This is a genomic window from Mycobacterium sp. TH-M11 (assembly GCF_057473725.1).
Genome location: NZ_JBYCLD010000492.1, coordinates 1 through 2,627, shown reverse-complemented (window position 1 = coordinate 2,627; position 2,627 = coordinate 1). Strand labels below are relative to the sequence as shown.

Annotated in this window: 3 protein-coding genes; all 3 read left to right on the top strand. The window is 64.4% G+C overall.

Annotated elements, in window-relative coordinates:
* Positions 1–74: 74 nt before the first annotated feature.
* A protein-coding gene (locus AC2VOG_RS18855) for an IS3 family transposase (RefSeq protein WP_109370772.1) occupies positions 75–1,303 on the top strand; the annotation gives its coding sequence in 2 pieces (ribosomal slippage) (positions 75–387 and positions 387–1,303; 1,230 coding nt in all).
* A 22-nt stretch (positions 1,304–1,325) separates the two neighbouring features.
* On the top strand, positions 1,326–1,469 hold the full coding sequence (locus tag AC2VOG_RS18850; protein ID WP_486941356.1) for an MmpS family transport accessory protein: 144 nt from the start codon (positions 1,326–1,328) through the stop codon (positions 1,467–1,469).
* A partial coding sequence (locus tag AC2VOG_RS18845; protein WP_486941355.1) for an MMPL family transporter occupies positions 1,466–2,627 on the top strand: 1,162 nt, incomplete at its 3' end. The genes AC2VOG_RS18850 and AC2VOG_RS18845, both read left to right, overlap by 4 nt.

Genomic DNA, 2,627 nt, shown 5'->3' with positions numbered 1-2,627 from the left:
GGGGGACTTGACCCCGTGTGTTGGACACGCTCAATCCCAGGAATGTCCTGGGGGAAGCGAGATGATCCAACCCGATGGCAAGGAAAAATTACCCCGATGAGTTCAAGCGTGACGCGGTCGCGCTGTACCGGGATACCGAGGGTGCGACGATTACGCAGATCGCTGCCGAGCTCGGTGTCAGCGAAGCCACGCTCTCAGCGTGGTGCAAGTCGGCCGGCGTGGCGATTCGGCACCGCCGCGGCAGCGTAGAGACCGAGCTTGCGCCAGGGGCCGAGAGCCCGGAGCAGGAACTGGTGCGGCTGCGCGCCGAGAACAAGACGCTGCGCGCCACCGAGGCTCGGCTATCCACCGAGCGGGACATTCTACGGTCGGCAGCCAAATATTTCGCCGGGGAGACGAACTGGTGAGCCGCTTCCAGTTCGTCGCCGACCACCTACACGCCTTCGAGGTGAAGTGGCTCTGCGCGGTCGTGGAGGTCGCGCGTTCATCGTTCTACGCCTGGCTCGCCGGCGCCGATTCCCGCGCCGCGAAGGCCGCCGCTGATGAGGCGCTGGCCGCCCGTATCCGGGTGGTGCACGGCGAGGACAACACCTACGGGGCGCCGCGGATCACCGCCGAGCTCAACGATGGTGCGCCCGACGGTGAGCGGGTCAACCACAAGCGGGTCGCTCGAGTGATGCGCGGCGCCGGGATCGTCGGTTATCGGCGCCGGCGGCGGGTCAAGACCACCGCGGCGGATCCGGCCAGCCAGAAAGTCCCTGATCTGCTGAAGCGGGATTTCACCGCCGCGCAGATCAACACCCGTTATGTCGGCGACATCACCTACCTGCCACTGGCCACCGGCGGCAACCTGTACCTGGCCACGGTGATCGACTGCTGCTCGCGGCGGGTAGCGGGGTGGGCGATCGCCGATCACATGCGCACCGAACTGGTCACCGACGCCCTCAACGCCGCTGCCGCGCTACGCGGCACGTTGGCCGGTGCAGTGTTCCACTCGGACCACGGAAGTCAGTACACCTCAAGGGATTTCGTGTCCCTCTGCCGCGAGTATGGGGTCATCCAGTCGATGGGAGCGGTGGGAACGAGCGCCGACAACGCCCTGGCCGAATCGTTCAACGCCGCCCTCAAACGCGAGATCCTGCAGGACCGTGCCTGCTGGCCGGACGCGGCGACCTGCCGCCGGGAGGTCTTCCGATGGCTGGCCCGCTACAACACCAAACGACGGCACTCCCACTGCCGTCAATCCAGCCCTGCCACCTACGAAAGGACCCTGACACCGGCTACGCTGCCCGAAGCTGCTTAACCACAAATCCCGTGTCCACTACATGGGGGCAAGGCCCGCCAGCATTGTCGCCCAGGGCGACGCGGATCACCTGAACTGCCGGATCACCGTAGATGGTGAGATTCGAGAAGAACAGAGTACGGATGGTCTGAACACCCAGGTCTACTGCTTGGTGAAATCCGCATGAGCATTCGTCACACCCGCGGGGATCGCCCGTTCATTCCGCACTTATTGCGCTGGCTGGCGCTACCGATCATCATCTTCTGGGTCGCCCTCGCGGTCGTGGTGAACACCGTTGCGCCATCGTTGGAAGTGGTCGGTGAAGAGCATGCGGCACCGATGACTCCCGAGGATGCCCAGTCGGTGAAGGCGATGATGCGACTCGGCGGGGTGTTCCGGGAATACGACGCCAATAGCACGGTCATGATCCTGCTCGAGGGTGAGAAACCGCTGGGCGCTGCCGCGCACAAGTACTACGACGACATGGTCAACCAACTGGCCCACGATACCGAGCATGTTCAGCACATCCAGAATTTCTGGGGAGACCCACTGACGGCAGCGGGAGTGCAGAGCAGCGACGCCAAGGCTTCCTACGTCTTGTTGAACCTCGCCGGAAATCAGGGCACGACACTGGCCAACGAATCGGTCGAAGCGGTCCGCGACGTCGTGGACCGTACCCCGGCACCGGAAGGGGTGAAGGCCTATGTCACCGGTCCCGCCGCGCTGACCGATGACACTCACGTCATCGGAAACGCGAGCATCGGGAAGATCACGCTGTACACGATCGTGGCGATCGCGGTCATGCTTTACCTGGTCTACCGCTCCGTGGTGACGACCGTGGTGCAGCTATTCATCACCATGGGCGAGTTGCTCACCGCCCGCGGGGTGGTCGCGGTGGTCGCGTCACACGGCGCGTTCGGGCTTACCACTTTCGCCGGCACGATCTTGACGATGCTGGCGATCGCAGCCGGAACGGATTACGGCATCTTTCTCTTCGGCCGCTACCGTGAGGCACGGCAAGCCGGCGAAGACCGGGAAGCCGCTTACTACACAGCATTTGGGGGAATTGCCCACGTTATCCTGGGCTCGGGACTGACCATAGCCGGCGCGACCTACTGCCTGAAATTCACCCGGCTGCCCTATTTCCAAACGATGGGCGAACCGGTCGCCATCGGCATGCTGGTCGTCGTCGCCTCGGCACTCACCCTGGGCCCGGCCGTGCTGGCCGTGGGCAGCCGGTTCGGCCTATTCGAGGCCAAGAAAAAGAGCCGGCATCTGCTGTACCACCGCATCGGCACCGCGGTCGTGCGGTGGCCCGCAGCGGTTCTGGTGGCGAGCTTCGCTG

Coding starts and splice junctions, on each gene's coding strand:
- AC2VOG_RS18850 (WP_486941356.1), top strand. CDS start 1,326: ATGGGGGCAAGGCCCGCCAGCATTGTCGCCCAGGGCGACGCGGATCAC.